General features: G+C 66.7%; 16 protein-coding genes. 11 read left to right on the forward strand and 5 right to left on the reverse strand.

The window, feature by feature from the left end; genetic code table 11:
* The first annotated feature begins 219 nt into the window (after positions 1 to 219).
* From guaB to guaA, 4 genes are read left to right on the forward strand one after another with little or no spacing between them, the layout of a single operon-like run.
* Positions 220 to 1,683, forward strand: a complete 1,464-nt coding sequence (guaB, locus tag DBR10_RS00010; protein WP_108505019.1) for an IMP dehydrogenase — start codon at positions 220 to 222, stop codon at positions 1,681 to 1,683.
* A gap of 3 nt (positions 1,684 to 1,686) precedes the next feature.
* A complete protein-coding gene (locus DBR10_RS00015) occupies positions 1,687 to 2,082 on the forward strand; it encodes an MAPEG family protein (protein ID WP_108505018.1) in 396 nt (131 codons plus the stop codon).
* Positions 2,083 to 2,086: 4 nt separating this feature from the next.
* Positions 2,087 to 3,355 carry an RsmB/NOP family class I SAM-dependent RNA methyltransferase gene (locus DBR10_RS00020; RefSeq protein ID WP_108556061.1) on the forward strand — a complete coding sequence of 423 codons (1,269 nt, stop codon included), beginning with the start codon at positions 2,087 to 2,089 and terminating at the stop codon, positions 3,353 to 3,355.
* 57 nt (positions 3,356 to 3,412) lie between these two features.
* Entirely contained in the window at positions 3,413 to 4,972 is a 1,560-nt protein-coding gene (gene guaA / locus DBR10_RS00025; protein ID WP_108505017.1) for a glutamine-hydrolyzing GMP synthase, read from the forward strand.
* Positions 4,973 to 4,982: 10 nt separating this feature from the next.
* On the opposite strand, the gene DBR10_RS00030 is transcribed toward guaA, so the two are convergent.
* Genes DBR10_RS00030 through DBR10_RS00050 form a run of 5 tightly spaced genes read right to left on the reverse strand, consistent with a single transcriptional unit; the run spans position 4,983 to position 10,089 of the window.
* Positions 4,983 to 6,170, reverse strand: a complete 1,188-nt coding sequence (locus DBR10_RS00030) for a fumarylacetoacetate hydrolase family protein (protein WP_108505016.1) — start codon at positions 6,168 to 6,170, stop codon at positions 4,983 to 4,985.
* Positions 6,171 to 6,212: 42 nt separating this feature from the next.
* Positions 6,213 to 7,043, reverse strand: coding sequence for a DAPG hydrolase family protein (locus DBR10_RS00035; protein WP_158272210.1), 831 nt, complete (start codon positions 7,041 to 7,043; stop codon positions 6,213 to 6,215).
* Positions 7,040 to 8,383: an FAD-binding oxidoreductase gene (locus DBR10_RS00040; protein WP_108505015.1), complete on the reverse strand. Its 1,344-nt coding sequence runs from the start codon at positions 8,381 to 8,383 to the stop codon at positions 7,040 to 7,042. The genes DBR10_RS00035 and DBR10_RS00040 overlap by 4 nt, the downstream gene beginning before the upstream one ends.
* Positions 8,383 to 9,072 carry a TetR/AcrR family transcriptional regulator gene (locus DBR10_RS00045; protein ID WP_108505014.1) on the reverse strand — a complete coding sequence of 230 codons (690 nt, stop codon included), beginning with the start codon at positions 9,070 to 9,072 and terminating at the stop codon, positions 8,383 to 8,385. The genes DBR10_RS00040 and DBR10_RS00045 overlap by 1 nt, the downstream gene beginning before the upstream one ends.
* A 57-nt stretch (positions 9,073 to 9,129) precedes the next feature.
* Complete coding sequence (locus DBR10_RS00050) at positions 9,130 to 10,089, reverse strand: nucleoside hydrolase (protein ID WP_108505013.1); 960 nt, start codon at positions 10,087 to 10,089, stop codon at positions 9,130 to 9,132.
* 165 nt (positions 10,090 to 10,254) lie between these two features.
* On the opposite strand from DBR10_RS00050, the gene sidA reads away from it, so the two are divergent.
* From sidA to pyrH, 7 genes are all read left to right on the forward strand, one after another.
* Positions 10,255 to 10,344 carry a cell division inhibitor SidA gene (sidA, locus tag DBR10_RS00055; protein ID WP_108489798.1) on the forward strand — a complete coding sequence of 30 codons (90 nt, stop codon included), beginning with the start codon at positions 10,255 to 10,257 and terminating at the stop codon, positions 10,342 to 10,344.
* Between the two features lie 22 nt (positions 10,345 to 10,366).
* Complete coding sequence (gene dnaE / locus DBR10_RS00060; protein WP_108556062.1) at positions 10,367 to 13,798, forward strand: DNA polymerase III subunit alpha; 3,432 nt, start codon at positions 10,367 to 10,369, stop codon at positions 13,796 to 13,798.
* Between the two features lie 33 nt (positions 13,799 to 13,831).
* On the forward strand, positions 13,832 to 14,182 hold the full coding sequence (locus tag DBR10_RS00065; RefSeq protein ID WP_199223538.1) for a GFA family protein: 351 nt from the start codon (positions 13,832 to 13,834) through the stop codon (positions 14,180 to 14,182).
* A gap of 106 nt (positions 14,183 to 14,288) precedes the next feature.
* Complete coding sequence (locus tag DBR10_RS00070) at positions 14,289 to 14,753, forward strand: DUF5076 domain-containing protein (RefSeq protein ID WP_108505011.1); 465 nt, start codon at positions 14,289 to 14,291, stop codon at positions 14,751 to 14,753.
* Between the two features lie 192 nt (positions 14,754 to 14,945).
* Positions 14,946 to 15,800, forward strand: a complete 855-nt coding sequence (gene rpsB / locus DBR10_RS00075) for a 30S ribosomal protein S2 (RefSeq protein WP_108505010.1) — start codon at positions 14,946 to 14,948, stop codon at positions 15,798 to 15,800.
* A 150-nt stretch (positions 15,801 to 15,950) separates the two neighbouring features.
* Positions 15,951 to 16,892, forward strand: coding sequence for a translation elongation factor Ts (tsf, locus tag DBR10_RS00080; protein ID WP_108505021.1), 942 nt, complete (start codon positions 15,951 to 15,953; stop codon positions 16,890 to 16,892).
* A 254-nt stretch (positions 16,893 to 17,146) separates the two neighbouring features.
* The gene (gene pyrH, locus DBR10_RS00085; RefSeq protein WP_108505009.1) at positions 17,147 to 17,893 is read left to right on the forward strand and encodes a UMP kinase; all 747 of its coding nucleotides are present in this window, start codon (positions 17,147 to 17,149) and stop codon (positions 17,891 to 17,893) included.

Genomic DNA, 17,893 nt, shown 5'->3' on the forward strand with positions numbered 1-17,893 from the left:
CATCGATCGCGGCAATGGCGTGGTTCTGCAGCGCCCCTCTGCGGAGGAGGTTTTGCGCCCTGGGGACGGACTGCTGGTGGTCTCCCGGCTGGGCCGGCCCGGACTGGGCGCGATCGCCGACTAGGCCGGAAACGCGACCGGAACCCGCCGAAATCTCAAGGCTTGCCTCGACAAGTCCTGACCTCGCCGCTATACGAGCGCCGCAAAATGGAGACTCCCATGGAGATTCGCGAAGGGCTCACCTTCGACGACGTTTTGCTCGAACCCGGTCCGTCAGACGTCATGCCGACCCAGGTGACGACCGAGACCAAGTTCACGCGTGAAATCAGTCTGAACATCCCGCTCGTGTCCGCCGCCATGGACACGGTCACCGAAAGCCGCCTCGCCATCGCCATGGCCCAGGCCGGCGGCATGGGTATCCTGCACCGCAATCTGACGGTCGACGAACAGGCCGATCATGTGCGGGAAGTGAAGCGCTACGAAAGCGGCATGGTCATCAATCCGCTGACCATTCACCCCGACACGACCCTGGCCGAGGTCCGCGAGATCACGGCCCGCCGCAAGATCTCGGGCTTTCCCGTGGTCGAGCGCGGCTCGGGCAAGCTGGTCGGCATCCTGACCAACCGTGACATGCGCTTCGAGGGCGACGACAACGTCCCGGCCTCGGCGATCATGACCCGCGAGAACCTGATTACGGTGCGCGAGGGTGTCGATCCGCGCGAAGCGCGCGAACTGCTGCGCAAGCACAAGATCGAGCGCCTGATCGTCGTTGACGACGGCTTCCACGCCGTTGGCCTGATCACGGTTAAGGATATCGAGAAGGCTCAGGCTCACCCCCTGGCCGCCAAGGACGACAAGGGCCGGTTGCTGGTCGGCGCGGCCTCGACGGTCGGCGACGCCGGCTTCGAGCGCTCGATGGGCCTGGTGGATGCCGGGGTCGACGTCGTGGTCATCGATACCGCCCATGGCCACTCTAGCCAGGTCGCCGCGGCGGTCTCGCGCCTGAAGCGCGAAGCCAACCGAGTCCAGATCGTGGCCGGTAATATCGCCACCTATGACGCCGCCCGCGCTCTTATCGACGCCGGTGCCGACGCGGTGAAGGTCGGTATCGGGCCTGGCTCGATCTGCACCACGCGCATCGTTGCCGGTGTGGGTGTGCCGCAGTTGACCGCCATCATGGAGGCCGTCCGCGCCGCCCGCGAAAGCGGCACGCCGGTTATCGCCGACGGTGGCATCAAATATTCGGGCGATCTGGCCAAGGCCATCGCCGCCGGGGCCAGCACGGCCATGATGGGCTCGATGTTCGCCGGCACTGAAGAGGCTCCGGGCGAGGTGTTCCTTTACCAGGGCCGCTCCTACAAGAGCTATCGCGGTATGGGCTCGGTGGGGGCCATGGCCCGCGGATCGGCCGACCGCTACTTCCAGAAGGAAGTGACCGACAGCTTCAAGCTCGTGCCGGAAGGCATTGAAGGGCAAACGCCTTTCAAGGGTGCCATCGCCCCGGTGCTGCACCAGCTGGTCGGCGGTCTTCGCGCTGCCATGGGCTATGTCGGTGCGCCGACCATCGCCGAGTTCCAGGATCGCGCCCGTTTCGTGCGCATCACCGGGGCCGGCCTGCGCGAAAGCCACGTCCACGACGTGATGATCACGCGGGAAGCGCCCAACTATCCGAGCGCGGTCTAGCGGATGCGGGTCGCCATCGAACTTCAGCTCCTCGCCGTCGCGGTCGTCCTTGGCCTGATCCACCTGGTGTGGGCCAGCGTCGCCGCGCAGCCGCAGCGGGGGCTGAAGTGGAATGTCGGCCCGCGCGATACCCCGGTCGTGCTGACCGGCATGGCCGGCCGGCTGGGACGGGCGTCGGCCAATTTTCGCGAAACGTTTCCGCTGTTCGCCGCCGCCGTCCTGGTCGTCTACCTGGCGGGCCGGATCGGTTCACTCTCGGCGCACGGGGCTCTCGTCTATGTCGTGGCCCGGGCGGTCTATCTGCCGCTCTATGCCTTTGGTGTTCCTGTCGTACGCAGCCTTGTCTGGGTCGTGTCGATGATCGGTCTCGGGATGGTCCTCGTGGCCATGGTGGTCTGACCGCATGCGCGATGGTGGACGGGTTTCAGCGGCGATCGAGGTTCTGACCGAGATCGAGGCGCGGCATTTTCCAGTCAAGATGGCGCTGAAGCGCTGGGGCGAGAGCGCGCGCTATGCGGGCTCCAAGGACCGGGCCTTTGTCTCGGGCCTTGTTCTGGACGCCCTGCGCCGCAAGCGCTCGCTGGGCTTCATGATGGGCGACAGCAGCGCACGCGGCGTGGTGCTGGGCGTCCTGGCCCATGTCTGGGGCTGGTCGCCGGAGCGGGTGGCCGAGGCCGCGGCCGAAGAGCACGGCGCCGGTGCCCTGGTCGAAACCGAATTCCAGGCCCTTTCGGCGCCGGCCTCTCTTTCGGACGCTCCGGGACCGGTGGCGGGCGACTATCCCGACTGGCTGGAGCCGCCTCTGGCCCGCGCGTTCGGCGAGACGGTTCGCAACGAGATGGCGGCCCTGTCGCAGCGCGCGCCGGTCGACCTGCGGATCAATACGATCAAGACCGACACCGAGCGGGGCGGCAAGGCCGTGGCACCGATCGGTGCCGTGCCGGCGGGCTTGCTACCCAATGCCTTCCGCATTCCCGCGCCTGAAGCTGCAGACCGCACCCCGTCGGTGGAGGCCGTGCCGGCCTTTTCCAAGGGCTGGTTCGAGGTGCAGGACCTGGGCTCGCAGATCGCCGCCGCCGTGGCAGGCGAGATCCGCGGCAAGCAGGTGCTGGACTTCTGCGCCGGCGGCGGGGGCAAGACCCTCGCCCTTGCGGCCGCCATGGGCAATACCGGCCAGATCTTCGCCCATGACAGCGATGCCCGCCGCCTGGCCGACACGATCCGTCGCAGTCAGAGGGCCGGGGTCCGCAACCTGCAGATCCGCTCGCCGATCGAGGCCGAGCCGCTGAAGGGGCTGGAAGGCAAGCTGGATGTCGTCTTCGTCGATGCGCCCTGCACCGGCTCGGGCACCTGGCGCCGGCACCCCGACGCCAAGTGGCGCCTGTCGCCCGACCAGCTGGCCAAGCGCCAGATCGAGCAGGATAGTGTGCTGATCGATGCCTCGGACTTCGTGAAGGTCGGTGGCCGGATGATCTATGTCACCTGCTCGATGCTGGCCGAGGAGAACGAGGATCGTGTCAGCGCCTTCCTGGCCCGCCGCAGCGACTTCAAGGTTGCGCCGATCGCCCTGGACGGCATCACCCAATACCTGACGGCGGAGGGCTATCTGCGCCTGACGCCGCATCGCGCCGGGACGGACGGCTTCTTTGCCGCCGTCTTGGAGAGACACTAACGCGACTTCGCCCGCACGGGGGAAGCCGACAGATCGAACGCTGGAGACCCATCGCCCATGACCGCCCCCGTCCACCACCAGCGCGTCCTGATTGTCGATTTCGGAAGCCAGGTCACCCAGCTGATCGCCCGTCGGGTGCGCGAAGCCGGCGTCTATTGCGAGATCCATCCGTTCGACAAGGCCGAGGCCCTGGTCGATGACTATGCGCCCTCGGCCATCATCCTGTCGGGCGGCCCGGCCAGCGTGCTGGAGACCGACAGCCCCCGCATCGGCAGGAAGCTGTTCGAGATGGGCGTTCCGCTGCTGGCCATCTGCTACGGCCAGCAACTGCTGTGCGACGTGCTGGGCGGCAAGGTCGAGGGCGGCCACGCCGGCGAGTTCGGCCGCGCCGAACTGACCATCGGCAAGACCAGCCCGCTGTTCGAGGGCCTCGCAGCCGTCGGTGAGCTTGAAACTGTCTGGATGAGCCACGGCGACCGCGTCACGGCCATCCCGGACGGCTTCGACGTCATCGCCACCTCGGTCGGCGCCCCGTTCGCCGCCATCGCCGATGATGCCCGCAAGATCTATGCGGTGCAGTTCCACCCCGAGGTGGTCCACACCGTCAACGGCACGCAGGTCTATCGCAACTTCCTGAAGCTGGCCGGGCTGAAGGGCGACTGGACCATGGCGGCCTTCCGCCAGGAGATGGTCGGCAAGATCCGCGCCCAGGTCGGGACCGGCAAGGTGATCTGCGGCCTGTCGGGCGGGGTCGACAGCTCGGTCGCCGCTGTTCTGATCCACGAAGCCATCGGCGACCAGCTGACCTGCGTCTTCGTCGACACCGGCCTGCTGCGCAAGAACGAGGCCGACCAGGTCGTCACCCTGTTCCGCGACCACTACAACATCCCGCTGATCCATGTTGACGCCGGCGACGAGTTCCTCGGGGCCCTGGCCGGGGTCAGCGATCCCGAGACCAAGCGTAAGATCATCGGCGGCAAGTTCATCGATATCTTCGACCGCGAGGCGGCCAAGATCGACGGGGCCGACTTCCTGGCCCAGGGCACGCTCTATCCGGACGTCGTCGAGAGCGTCTCGGCGCGGGGCGGCCCCTCGGCGGTGATCAAGAGCCACCATAATGTCGGCGGTCTGCCCGACTTCATGAAGCTGAAGCTGGTCGAGCCGCTGCGTGAGCTATTCAAGGACGAGGTCCGCGCCCTCGGCGTCGAACTGGGCCTGGCCCCGGCCTTCGTCGGCCGCCATCCGTTCCCCGGCCCGGGCCTGGCCATCCGCATTCCCGGCGACATCACGCCCGAGAAGGTCAAGGTGCTGCAGGACGCCGATGCCATCTACCTTGAAGAGATCCGCAAGGCGGGCCTCTATGACCAGATCTGGCAGGCCTTTGCCGTGCTGCTGCCGGTCAAGACCGTCGGCGTCATGGGTGATGCCCGCACCTATGAGAACGTCCTGGCCCTGCGGGCGGTGACCTCGACCGACGGCATGACCGCCGACTTCTTCGAGTTCCCCTGGGACGTTCTGGGCAAGACCGCCACCCGGATCATCAACGAGGTCCGCGGCGTCAATCGCGTCGTCTATGACGTGACCTCCAAGCCCCCCGGCACGATCGAGTGGGAATAGGCGGCCGCCCTTAAGGCGCGTCCTGCACTTCGACTCGGTTCTCGAGGGTGCCCATCCGGTCGACGCGAATGGTCACCACATCGCCGGGCTGCAGATAGGCGTTGGTGGCCCGGTCATCGGTGATGGTTCTCTCGATGATGGCCTGGACGAGGCTGTGCTTTCCGAAGCTGGCCACCCAGTCGAGGGTACCGCGCACGAGGGTTGCGGGCCCCGGTCCCTTGAACACCGTGCCCGCCGGCGTGCCGGCCAGGATCAGGGTGCGGTCGGGAATGACGCCCTGGGCGCTGACCGGAAGCCGGGCCTGACCCTCCCGCCACGTCCAGACGGCATCCTTGCGTCGGGCGGTTTCGAGCAGAAGGCGGTCAAGGTCCCAGATCCACTGGGTCACCCGGGTTTTCTGCCGCGCCTGGCCGTTGACCGACAGATTCAGTTCGAGCGGCTTCACGAAGGTCTTCAGGTCGCGCGGAATGACCAGCAGGTCGCCGACCGGAAGGAAGCCCCTGCCGCTCTTGCCGTCGGTGAAGCCCTTGCCGGAGGTGATGTCCGAGACATCGGCCCCACGCAGCAGGGCTGCGCGGTCGGTGATGTCATTGCACAGGATCAGCCCGCCCTTGGCACCGCCGGCTGTCGCAAGCGGGGTCAGGGTGACCAGACACAGCTCGACCTCATAGTCGAGCAGGCCCTTGATCGCGGGCACTGACGCACGCGGACCGGTAGGCTGGGCCAGCTTGGCGAACAGGAACGGGCCGTCCTCGACCTTGGCCTCGTCGGCGTGTTCGGGATAGTTGGTGGCCGCCGCCGAATGCACGCTCCGTAGCTCGACGGGTACGGTCAGGGTTGCGGCATCGCGGCTCAGATCCTTGCCGCCGGCGGCGATGAAGGCGGCCACCGCGTCATAGCCCAGCCGGTTGTAGAGCGCGATGGCGTCCTCGCCCGGCTGCATCAGCGGGGCCAGATCCACGCCGGAGACGGTGCCGTCCTGATAGCGCCGCACGGCGAGGGTGCTCGTGCCTGAACTGTCCATTGAGCGGGCAAAGGTCAGGGCATCGTCGAGCGGGGCGATGGCCAGCGTCGCCCGCAGCGGCTCCGGCGGAGCCGGACGCGGCGGGAGTGTCGCCTTCACGGGCTGCAGGGCCAGGACCGTGACGGCTGCGACCGGCAGCAGGAGCAGCAGGGCGGCGATGGATCTCAGGCGCATGGCGGGTTCAACCGTTCCGGTGGGAAGGAGTCAGGAGAGGGCTCAGGCCGGGTCCCTGAACTGGGCGTGGAGTGCCGGCAGGAAGCTGGCCAGGTGCGGCATCTCCTGGGCGCAATGGACCAGCAGGGCGCGGGCATCGGCCTCGCCGAGTTTCAGGACCCGTCTGGCCACGGCGGCGGCCAGGGTTCCCGCCAGGTTTCGGCCGGCGACGTGGCGACCACCCATCCAGAACCTGGAGCGCATTTCACTGCCGCCCGGTACCCGACGCACATGATGGGCCAGATAGCCGACCTCGATGGGCGCTTCGCCCAGTCCGATACGGGCGCAGACGATCGTCGCCTCGCGGTCGTCCTCGAGGCTGCGGTCGGTAAAGCCGAGTTGCCCCGGCGGAAGGAACCGGATCGAGCCGCGGATGAGGTCGCTGCCAATATACTCGTCGACGAGTGAGGTCTGGCCGACATAGCAGGCCCGGCCGGTCGAGCCCTCGGGCGGCATGTCTCGCCACGCCACATGCACATGGGCCTGGGGGTGCCAGAGCTTGTACTTGGCCGCCTGATCACCGTGCCAGCCGAACCACCAGTCGACCATGGCCGGCGTCACGCCGGGCATGTCCGTCCGGACGCTGACCCGCATCCCGCCGTCTTCGGTCAGGACGTAGCCGTCTTCCAGCAGCGGAGCCTCGCCGAACAGGTTTTGCGCGGCCCCGTCGAGGTCGGGCAGCAGCGCTTCGGGTACGCCGCCCCGGTCCAGGGCCGCCTGGACGTGAGCCGCCAGGCCCGCCATCTGGGGCTTGAAGAAGCGGGCAAACAGCTGGGCATGGTCCGTCGCGTCATAGCCCAGATGCCGACCGGGAAGAGCCTTGCTGCGCTTCATGCGGCGGGCCTCATATAGGGCTTGAAGCGACCTTCGGGGTCATAGTGGCTCCGCAGCACCTCCAGCCGGTCCCGGTTGGCGGCAGCCATGAACGGAGCCGGACGCCGTCCGAGGTTTTCGTCAGCCAGCTGGATGCCCGCGCTATAGGGTTCGAGCGCGCGCATGTGGTCAGTCGCCCAGGCCTCGTCAGCGGGTGTCGAACCCTCAGTGCGCAACCCGCCGTACAGGGCCAGATAGGTCCGGGCCTCCAGCGAGAAGGCCATGTCGGGCCGTGAGGCCGGCGGGTTCCAGTTGAGCCACAGGGCATGGCTCGGGGCGGCGGGCTGGCTGTTGGCAATCTGTCTGAGGGCCGGGAGGAGGGGCGTGATCGGCCCGTCCATCCACATGCTGTCGGTCGTCCAGCGGGTATTGGGCAGGAAGAGGGTCTTCTCGCCGGTCTTCATCATCATTTCGAGCGACATCGGGATCAGGGGCAGGCTCAGGCTCGCCTTGCCGCGAACCGGGCTGCTCTCCATGAAGGCCACCGCGTCCCGGGCCTCGCGGTAACTGTCGGCCAGCACCGGGGCAAAGACTTCCAGCCCATGCGCAGCGATACCGAGGGCCCGACGGTTGAAGACCATCTGAAACTCGACCTTCGGCGACACCGTCGGACCGGCCTCGTCGGCCCAGGCCATGACCGCCTCGAGGTGTCGGATCCTGAAGACCTGCAGCTTCAGGCCGACAAACCTGGGACGGGGCTGGAGCTTCAGGTGGAAGCCGACGACCACGCCGAAGAAGCCGGGCCCCGCGCCCCGGGCCGCCCAGAGCAGGTCGGCGTTTTCCTGTTCGCTGGCATGGACGAGGGTGCCGTCGGCCAGGACGACGTCGATGCCGATCACGCTCTGGCAGGCCAGGCCGTTGACGCGGCTGTTCCAGCCGAACCCGCCCTGCAGCAGGAAACCGCCCATGCCCACCGTGTAGGCGTGGGCCACAGGGAAGAAGAGCTTCCGCCGGGCCAGGGCGGCATTGAGCTCGCCGGCCAGACAAGCCGGACCGATCACCGCCGTCCGCTCGGCCGCGTTGATGGCGAGGCTGTTGAGCCGCGACAGGTCCAGCAACAGGCCGCCGTCGCGGATATGGTTTTGCGCCCAGCTATGTCCGCCCGAACAGATGCCGATGGACAGCCCCTCGTCTCGGGCTCTCTGCACGGCGGCGATGACGTCCTCGACCGAGCGGGCCTGGACGATCAGGTCGGGCCGGCGACCGGGATCGCGGGCGTTGAAGCTGGTGCCGAGCAAAGCGGTCTCGAAGCCTTCATCACCCCGGGCGAGGATCCGGGCGGGGCTGGTTGGTCGCTTCATCAGGATCTTCCTTCCGAAGGGGCCCCGGCCGGCGGCAGGGCCAGCCAGCGCATCGGCAGAACCGTCGGCGGCGGCAGGGGCAGGGGCTCGTGGGCCAGTCTTTCTGCCTCAGGGGGCGCGACGCAGATCTGCATCAGCAGGCGAGCTACGCCGGTGTCGATCGCCGAAGCGGGCAGGGTGCCGCGATAGAGATCCAGAGCCAGTCCGGTGATTGCGCCGGCGATCATGCTCGTGGTGAGCGCGATGTCGTCAGGGCTGAACAGGCCAAGCTCCTGCCCTTCAACCAGATCCTGCCGCAGCCGCAGGCGCAGTTCGCTTGAAAGCCGGTCGGGGGGGATGCCGACATCGAACATCAGTCGGCCAAGGCCCGGGGCCTGGGCGACCAGCCTCAGGGTCTGGCGGGTAATGCGGGCGAAACGAACGTCGGGCTGCAGCCGGGCGGCACCCAGCCCGCTCATGGCGGCGGCGTGGGTTGCGCCCAGCAGCTCGCCGAGATCGGCGATCAGGGCCGGAACGTCCGGATAGTAGTTATAGAAGGTCGCGTGCACGACCCCTGCATGATCGGTGATCTGTCGCAGGCCGAGGCCGGCGGCGCTGTGCTCCATCAGCAGGGTCTGGGCGGAGACCAGCAACTGGTCGCGGGTTCGGGCCCGCTTGCTGCCGGTAAGCGTGGTCGGTCGAGATGTCATAAAATGACATTTCGTTATTTTTGACAAAGAGTCAAATCGGCTTGCGGGCCGGGACCGTCAGGACAGGGCGTTACGCATCGCCCGGAAGAAACCCGCGCGATCGACGGCCTTGATAACCCGGGCATTGGGCGGTCTGCGCTTCAGGGCCGGATCGGCGAGCTCGATATCGGGCAGGATGCTGTGCGAGACGCTCAGATAGCCGCGGGTCAGTTCGCCCAGGGTCTCGACATCGACCACGGCCTGTTCAGCCTCGAGGATCAGGCGCTCGTCGAGGGCCAGGGCGCAGGTCAGGGCGTCAGGGTGCAGGCTGCCGTTCAGGCCCTCGGTGTCCTGGGCGAAGGCCAGGGAGGCGCGATTGACGTCGGTGAAGAACTTGGCTTTCGGAGTCCCGAGGGCCTCCAGCTCCGCCAGCTGCTCCAGGTCCAGCAGGCCGTCCTTCAGGGTCAGGGTCCAGGTGACGATCGACAGGTTGAAGCCGGCATTGATCACGATCCGCGCGGCTTCGGGGTCGACATAGAAGTTGTACTCCGCCGCCGGGGTGACATTGCCGACCCCGTTGTCGGTACCGCCCATGACCCAGAGATGGCGGATCGCCGCCGCGATCCGGGGCTCGCGCAGATAGGCCAGGGCGATATTGGTCAGGGGGGCCTGGGCGATCACGGTGATTTCGCCGGGGGCTGCCATCACCCGCCGTACGATTTCGTCGACCGCATGGCTGTCAGCCGGGCGCTGGGTCGTCCTGGCAAAGCCGCTGTCGCTCATCCCGTCGGCCCCGAACACATAGGCCGCATCGAGCGGCGCGCGCGACATCGGGGCCTGGGTGCCCAGATAGACCGGCACAGCGCTCGCCTGCCCACAGGCCTCCAGCGTGACCAGGGCATTCTCGGCATGCTGCACGAAGCCGACATTGCCATGGGCGATGGTGATGGCTTCGACGGTCACCCCGGGGCGGGTGAGGGCGAGCATCAGGGAGAAGACGTCATCCCCGGCGGTATCGGTGTCGATGATCAGGCGCATGGGACGATTTGACCTGATCCGGCCCGGCGGGCCAGTGGGGGAGTCAGGGAAAGCCGGGTCATTCCCGGGTGGACCCCCAAAAAATCAGGGGAAGGATCCGGAACATCTTGTGAACAGAACAAAAGTGGAATATGGAACAAACAAGCAACGACTGTGGAGGTTCCTGTGATCCGTATCGCGCGTGAGTCTTTGGCTCTTGTATCGGTGGCCGGCTTCGTCTGGATGATGTGCTCGGTCGCCCAGTTGGTGGCCTGAGTCGAGGCAATGGAGTGGGGCGATGGCGCACGATGAGGGGCAGGGCTTTGTCCACCTTCGGGTCCGCTCGGCCTATTCGCTGCTTGAAGGGGCCATCAAGGCCGATGTGATCGGCAAGCTGACGGAAGCGGCCGGTATGCCGGCCGCCGGACTGACCGACCGGGCCAATCTGTTCGGGGCCCTTGAATACTCGTCGTATGCCAAGGATTCGGGGATCCAGCCGATCATCGGTTGCGCGCTTCCGGTGACCGGCATCGGGGCCGGACCGACGGAGCGGTGGGCCCGGGCGCCGACCATTACCCTTCTGGCCCAGAACGAGCAGGGCTATCTCAATCTCTCCGAACTCTCGTCCATCGCCTATCTGGACAGTGGTGAACTGGCCGAGCCGATCGTGCCCTGGGCCAGGGTGGTCGAGCATTCAGCCGGCCTGATCCTGCTGTCCGGCGGAACCGACGGCCCGGTTGATGCCCTGATCGCCGCCGGCAAGACGTCCGAAGGCCAGCTGGCACTCGCCGAGATGAGCCGGGTGTTCGGCGACCGGTTCTATGTCGAGCTCCAGCGGCATGGCCTGCCGCGCCAGGCGGCCGCCGAGCCTGGCCTGGTGAACTGGGCCTATGAGCATGACGTGCCGCTGGTTGCCACCAACGACGTCTATTTCGCCAAGCGGGAGCTCTATGACGCTCACGATGCCCTGCTCTGTATCTCGGACGGGGCCTTTGTCGGGCAGGACGAGCGGCGGCGGGTGACGCCCGAACACTGGTTCAAGCCGGCCGCCGACATGCGCAAGCTGTTCGCTGATCTGCCCGAGGCCTGTGACAACACCCTCGATATCGCGCGGCGCTGTGCCTTTCTCGTCAAGAAGCGCGATCCGATCCTGCCCAGCTTCCCGACGACGGGCGGTCGCAGCGAGCCCGAGGAGCTTGAGCACCAGGCCCGCGAAGGCCTGCGGGCCCGCCTCGACGGCCTCGAGCTTGCGGTTGAGGAGCAGGTCTACTGGGACCGGCTGGATTTCGAGCTCGGCATCATCAAGAAGATGGGGTTCCCGGGCTACTTCCTGATCGTGTCGGACTTCATCAAGTGGGCCAAGGCCCATGGCATTCCGGTCGGACCGGGCCGGGGGTCGGGGGCCGGATCGCTGGTCGCCTGGGTCCTGACCATCACCGATCTGGATCCGCTGCGCTTTGGCCTGCTGTTCGAGCGCTTCCTGAACCCCGAACGGGTTTCGATGCCCGACTTCGATATCGACTTCTGCCAGGAGCGGCGGGAAGAGGTCATCGTCTATGTGCAGGAGAAGTATGGTCGGGACCGGGTGGCCCAGATCATCACCTTCGGCAGCCTTCAGGCCCGCGCCGTGCTGCGTGACGTCGGCCGGGTCATGCAACTCCCGCTGGGGCTGGTGGACCGTCTCTGCAAGATGGTGCCCAACAACCCGGCTGCGCCGGTGACCCTGGCCCAGGCCATCGAGATCGAGCCGCGCCTGAAGCAGGCCAAGAAGGAAGACGGCAACGTCTCGGCCTGTCTCGACGTGGCCCTGCAGCTGGAGGGCCTGTTCCGCAACGCCTCGACCCACGCCGCCGGGGTGGTGATCGGCGACCGGCCCCTGACCCAGCTGACCCCGCTCTACAAGGATCCGCGCTCGGACCTGCCGGCCACCCAGTTCAACATGAAATGGGTCGAGAGCGCCGGGCTGGTGAAGTTCGACTTCCTGGGCCTGAAGACCCTGACGGTGCTCGACCGGGCCGTGAAGCACCTGAAGAAGCGCGGGGCCGAGGTTGATCTGGGCAAGCTGCCCTTCGACGACGCCAAGACCTATGAACTGCTGGCGTCAGGCCAGACGGTCGGTGTGTTCCAGCTGGAAAGCCAGGGCATGCGCGACACCCTGCGCAAGATGCGCTGCGGGTCGATCGAGGAGATCACCGCGCTGATCTCCCTGTATCGACCGGGCCCGATGGACAACATCGACACCTTCGTCGACTGCAAGTTCGGCCGCAAACCCGTCGATACCCTGCACCCGTCGCTGGAGACGGTGCTGAAGGAGACCTACGGGGTCATCGTGTACCAGGAACAGGTGATGCAGATCGCCCAGATCCTGGCGGGCTACAGCCTCGGCGAAGCCGACCTTCTGCGCCGGGCCATGGGCAAGAAGAAGAAGGAGGAAATGGATCTCCAGAAGATCCGTTTCGTCTCCGGGGCCAAGGCGAAGAATGTCCCCGAAGAGCAGTCGGGCTCGATCTTCGAGCTCGTGGCCAAGTTCGCCGGCTACGGCTTCAACAAGAGCCACGCGGCCGCCTATGCCCTGATCGCCTATCAGACCGCATGGCTGAAGGCCAATACGCCGGTCGAGTTCCTCGCCGCGTCAATGAGCCTCGATATCTCCAATACCGACAAGCTGGCGGTCTTCCACCAGGACGCCCGCCGGTTCGGCATCACGGTGCGGGCCCCGGACGTCAATCGCTCGGGGGCCGACTTCGAGGTCGAGAACGGCGAGGTGCTCTACGCCCTGGGGGCCGTGCGCAATGTCGGTCTGGAGGCCATGAAGCACCTGGTCGCCGTGCGCGAGGAGGGCGGGCCGTTCCGTGACATCTTCGACTTCGTCGAGCGGGTCGATCCCAAGCAGGTCAACAAGCGGGCCATTGAGAACCTGGCCCGGGCCGGAGCCTTTGACAGCTTTCACAAGAACCGGGCCCAGATCCTGGCGTCATCCGATGTCCTGATCAGCCACAGCCAGAGCGTGGCCGCCGATCGACAGGGCGGGCAGCATGCCCTGTTCGGGGCCGATCCGGCCGCCGGGCGTCCGCGCCTGAAGAAGACCGATCCCTGGACCCAGGTCGACCTTCTGGATGAGGAACTGGCGGCGGTCGGTTTCTACCTCACCGGCCACCCGCTGGAGGACATGGTCGGCATGCTGCGCCGCAAGCGCACCGCCATGCTGACCGAGGTCATTCCCCAGGCCGAGGCGGGCATGGAGGCCTTCCGGATGTGCGGCGTGGTGCGCCGCCGGCAGGAACGGGCGTCACAGAGTGGTGAGCGCTTTGCCTTCGTGTCACTGTCCGACCCGACCGGTGAGTATGAAGTGCTGTTTCCGCCGGAGGCCCTGCGCAAGTGCCGCGATGTGCTGGAACCGGGCAAGTCCGTCGCCATCAAGGTGCGGGCCAAGGCGAGGGATGGCGAGGTGCGCTTCTTTGGGGACGATGCCGAACCCATCGAGAAGGCGATCGAGAACGTGGTCGCCGGCCTGCGGGTTCACCTCTCGCCCTCGGCCACAGAGATTGAAGCCCTGCGCAAGCGCCTGGAGCCGGCAGCCTCGCAGCGCGGCGGCGAGGTCAGCCTGGTGGCGGCCATCGGCGGCGGGCGCGAGGTCGAGCTGAAATTGCAGGGTCGCTATCTGCTTGACGCGGCGCTTCGCGGGGCCCTGAAGACGGCCCCGGGCGTGGCACTGCTCGAAGACGTCTAGGGCGCGGCGCGCGGCAAACGAACGGAGGCAATCATGGCCTTGCATCAGGGTGGGTGTCAGTGCGGCAGGGTCCGCTTCGAGGTCGAGGTAGGGCTGGAGGACCTGATTTCCTGTAACTGCTCGCGCTGCGGTCGCCTGGGCTCGATCCTGGCCTTCGCACCGGCGGAGGACTTCAGGCTGCTGTCCGGCGACGAGGCTCTGACCGAGTTCCGCTTCAACACCGGCAAGATCGCCCACCGGTTCTGTGCCACCTGCGGGGTTGAAGCTTTCGGTGAAGGGGAGGGACCGGGTGGCGTGCGGATGGCAGCGATCAATGTCCGGTGCCTGGACGATGTCGATGTCTTTGGTCTTTCGCCGGTGCAGGTGAACGGCAAGGCGTTCTGACGCACGGCGATCGCCGGGATTGTGCAGGGGCCTGGCCGGGCGCGGCGTGCAGCCCCCCGCAGGCGCCGTGCTCAGGCACAGGCTTTGGCTCAGGAGGCCGGAATGGATGCTCTGGCAACCCCCGGCGGCGCTGTGTGATGACCGGGCCATAGAACTGGCGCGGGCCTGGATCGCGGAGCAGGGGCTGCATTGTGCCTTGAAGTTCGGGCTCCAAGCCGAAGACGCCCTTGAACGGGAGACAATGGCCTGGGGGATCATTCCGGCCGATCTCGCGAGCCACGTCGCCGATGCGCTCGGCGGTGAGGGGCTGGGGCCCGGGGCTGGTCCGTTTGCGGCGATCGTTGAGGGCTTCGATGGTGAAGTCGCATCGGCAACCTCGCGTCGCACCGGCGGACCGGGATCTGGCCCGGGTTCGTCAAAATGGCCCGGGGCGGAACGGGCTCATGGCTCCGGACTGAGGGGCTGGCCGCCGCCGCGATCCCCGGGCTGCCCGGCCGCAGGGATTTTCCACCCGGGAGCCGACGACGGGCAGACGTCGCCCGGATCCGGGTCCTGTCAGGGCGATAAATGACCGCCGCCAAGGGCGACCCTGGCGGACAAGGCTTGCTTTTCGCGTCGTCTGCGCCTATCTGCGCGCCATTCCACACGTGGACGTTCGGTTGCTTCGGGGAGAAATCCTGATGCCGCCGTTCCGGTCCCGGTCCGAAATCGTTCGGAACGGGGGTGTCCGCGGAGGTTCAACCGGAAAAAGGATCAAGGCCCGATGGCTCTTCCCGAATTCTCCATGCGTCAGCTCCTCGAAGCCGGCGCCCACTTCGGCCACCAGACGCACCGCTGGAACCCGAAGATGGACCGCTACATCTTCGGCTCGCGCTCGAACATCCACATCATCGACCTGTCGCAGTCGATTCCGCTGCTGCACCAGGCCCTGGTGAAGGTGCGTGAAGTCGCCGCCGCCGGTGGCCGCGTCCTGTTCGTCGGCACCAAGCGTCAGGCTTCGGACCCCGTCGCCACCGCCGCCAAGCGCTGCGCCCAGTACTATGTCAATCACCGCTGGCTCGGTGGCACCCTGACCAACTGGCGCACCGTTTCGGGCTCGATCGCGCGTCTGCGCGAGCTCGAAGGCGTGCTGGCCGGCGAAGGCCAGGGCCGTTCCAAGAAGGAACTGCTGCAGCTGACCCGCGAGCGCGACAAGCTGGAACTGTCGCTGGGCGGCATCAAGGACATGGGCGGCATCCCCGACATCATGTTCGTGATCGACACCAACAAGGAAGCGATCGCGATCCTTGAAGCCCGCAAGCTGAACATCCCGGTCATCGCGATCCTGGACACCAACTGCGACCCGGACGGCATCACCTATCCGATCCCCGGCAACGACGACGCTGCCCGCGCCCTGCAACTGTACTGCGACCTGATCGCCGACGCCGTCCTCGACGGCCTGGCCGCCGGCCAGGCCTCGTCGGGCGTCGATCTGGGCGCCTCGGTGGCTCCGATGGAGCCCACCCTGGCCCGTGAGCTGACCCCGGAGCCGGTGGCTGAAGCCGCCGCCCCGGAAGCCGTCCAGGAAGCGACTGCCGAAGCGATCGAAGCCGTCGCCGAAGAGCCGGCCGCGAGCTGATTTTCCAGCCGCCGGTTTTCGGATCGGCTGTTGTGACCCTGACATGCGACCGGGCTATCAAGCCCGGTCGTAATTTTGTTTCCCGCGTTGCCCCTGGCGAGCCGGTTCTGGCAGTGGTGGGGAGCGCTCTGATGTTTGATGGAGGAACCCATGGCTGAGATCACGGCTGCGCTGGTCAAGGAACTGCGCGAAAAGTCCGGCGTCGGCATGATGGACTGCAAGAAGGCGCTGCAGGAAAACGGCGGCGACATGGAAGCGTCCATGGACTGGCTGCGCACCAAGGGCCTGTCCAAGGCCGCCAAGAAGGCCGACCGCGTCGCGGCCGAAGGCCTGGTCGGCATCGCCGTCCGCAACGAAGGTGCCGGCATGACGGCCTCGGCCGTTGAAGTGAACGCCGAAACCGACTTCCTCGGCCGCAATGAACTGTTCCAGAACGCCGTCCGCAAGATCGCGGCCGTTGGCCTGGACAACGACGGCGTCGACGCCATCAACGCGGCCAAGACCGCTGACGGCGAAGTCGTGTCCGACGTCCTGACCAACCTGATCGCCACCATCGGCGAGAACATGGTCCTGCGTCGCACGGCCAAGTTCACCGTCGCTCAAGGCGCGGTATCGACCTACATCCACAACGCCACGGCGCCGGAACTCGGCCGCATCGGCGTGCTGGTGGCGATCGAGGGTGCCGGTGACCAGGCCAAGATCCTGGAACTGGGCCGCAAGATCGCCATGCACGTGGCCGCGACCGCTCCGCTGTCGCTGTCGCCGGACGATCTGGATCAGGCTGCGATCGAGAAGGAACGCGTCATCTTCACCGAACAGGCGCTGGAGTCGGGCAAGCCCGCCGCCGTCGTCGAAAAGATGGTCGAAGGCCGGATCCGCAAGTTCCTGGAAGAAGTCGTGCTGCTCAAGCAGGCCTTCGTCATGAATCCGGACCAGACCGTCGAACAACTGGTTGCCGACACCGGCAAGGAACTGGGCGCGACGCTGACCGTAAAGGGCTTTGTGCGTCTGGCCCTGGGCGAAGGCGTTGAGAAGGCTCCGGAAGGCGATTTCGCCGCCGAAGTCGCGGCCATGGCCGCCGGCCAGGCCTAAGCGACGAGGCATCCGGGTCGGCCTGTGACCGGCTCCGGACTGTCCGCAAAAGGGGGCGCGGCGCGTTTGATGCGCGCCGCGCCCTTCTTGCGCCTGATCAAGCCGTTATGCCGCAGTGCTGATTGCGGAAATTGCCTCTGATCAAGGGTTTGTGCAGCCTTCCGTGCGCGGGATAGGCTTCAGTGCAAAACCGATCCCACTTTTGACGAACGCGCACTATGTTGCGTGCCGACGACTCAGGAAGAGCCCGGTCCATGTCCGAACCCCGCACCATCACCTCGACTCCCTTCCGCCGGGTTCTGCTGAAGGTTTCCGGTGAGGTCCTGATGGGCGACACGCCCTACGGCATCGACACCAACACCGTGCAGTCGGTGGCCGAGGACATTGCCGAGATCGTCAAGTCGGGCGTCGAGCTGTGCCTGGTGATCGGCGGCGGCAACATCTTCCGTGGCATGGCCGGTGCGGCCAAGGGCATGGAGCGCTCCAGCGCCGACTTTATGGGCATGCTGGCCACGGTCATGAACGCCCTGGCGATGCAGGACGCGCTCGAGCGGATCGGTGTTTCGACCCGCGTGCAGTCGGCCATTCCGATGGCGACGGTCTGCGAGCCCTACATCCGTCGCCGCGCCCAGCGGCATCTGGAAAAGGGCCGCGTCGTGATCTTTGCCGCCGGCACCGGCAATCCGTTCTTCACCACCGACACCGCCGCCGCCCTGCGGGCTGCCGAGATGCAGTGTGACGCCCTGTTCAAGGGCACGAGCGTCGATGGTGTCTATACCGCCGATCCCAAGAAGGATCCGACCGCCGAGCGTTATGACCGCCTGACCTATATGGACGTGCTGGCCAAGGACCTGCGGGTGATGGATGCTTCCGCTGTCGCCCTGATGCGTGACAGCAATATCCCCATCGTGGTGTTCTCCATCAAGGGACGCGGCAATCTGCTGAACGTCCTGAGAGGCGAGGGCACCTTTACCGTCGTCGCCAAAGACGCCGCCGTCTAA

Origin of the sequence: Caulobacter sp. HMWF025 (genome assembly GCF_003060965.1) — a bacterium.
Classification (GTDB): Bacteria; Pseudomonadota; Alphaproteobacteria; order Caulobacterales; family Caulobacteraceae; genus Caulobacter.